The sequence below is a fragment of the Streptomyces sp. NPDC058008 genome (assembly GCF_042886395.1).
Classification (GTDB): domain Bacteria; phylum Actinomycetota; class Actinomycetes; order Streptomycetales; family Streptomycetaceae; genus Streptomyces.
The window spans coordinates 1-1,042 of record NZ_JBHVQX010000079.1 but is presented as its reverse complement, the minus strand read 5'-3'; the positions used below and the strand labels follow the sequence as shown (position 1 = coordinate 1,042).

1 pseudogene is annotated in these 1,042 nt (G+C 66.7%); it reads left to right on the top strand.

Annotated features, from left to right (window positions below):
• Window positions 1-140: 140 nt before the first annotated feature.
• Window positions 141-1,016: pseudogene (locus tag ACFVS9_RS34165) on the top strand (IS5 family transposase).
• Window positions 1,017-1,042: the final 26 nt, after the last annotated feature.

Below are 1,042 nucleotides of genomic sequence, written 5' to 3'. Positions count from 1 at the left end.
GTCGCCACCATGCACAACCTCGCCATGACCGGCTGAACCAGCAGGTCAAACACCATCCCGGCCTGCCCACACCCAGCCTTCTGCAACAACCTTTAGGGCGTGTATCGAAAGTGGATCTTGAGGTGACATGATCTTGCTTTGTGGCACGTGGAGATCTGACAGATGCCCAGTGGGCTTGCCTGGAGCCGCTGTTGCCCCAGGGCGCGAAGTCGGGGCGCCCGCCGATTTGGACCAGGCGGCAGCTGATCGACGGCATACGGTTCCGTACCCGCACCGGTGTTCCGTGGCGGGACGTGCCGGAGCGATACGGGCCCTGGGCCAGGTCGTATGACCTGTTCCGGCGTTGGCAGCGGGACGGCACCTGGCAGCGGATCTTCAGCGAGCTGCAGGTCCAGGCCGACGCCAAGGGCCTCATCACCTGGGACCTCAACATCGACTCCACCGTGTGCCGGGCCCGTCAGCACGCCGCCGGAGCGCGGAAAAGGGGGACCTTCAGGTCGAGCCGCCCGGCGGGATCACCGTCGAACCGGACGACCACGGCCTCGGCCGCTCGCGCGGCGGCCTGACCACCAAGTTGCACCTGGCCGTCGAGCAGGGCCAGAAGCCGATGTCCATCGTGATCACGGCCGGACAGCGCGGTGACTCCCCGCAGTTCGAACCCGTCCTGAAGAAGGTCCGCGTCGCCCGCCCAGGCGCCGGACGGCCACGGACCCGGCCCAGCCGAGTCCGTGCTGACAAGGCTTACGCCTCCCGCAAGAACCGCGCCTACCTGCGACGACGCGGAATTCAGTGCACCATCCCGGACAAGGCAGACCAGGCGGCCCACCGTACAAAGCGCGGCTCTCGCGGCGGCCGGCCGCCCAAGTTCGACGCAGAGGGACTACAAGGCGAGGCACGCGGTCGAGTGTGGGATCAATCGCCTCAAGAGGCATCGCGCCGTGTCGACGCGATACGACAAGCTCGCGGTGCGCTACGAAGCGACCGTACTCGTCGCAGTCATCAACGAGTGGCTCTGACCTCGGCAAATGCTTCGTCTGGACGA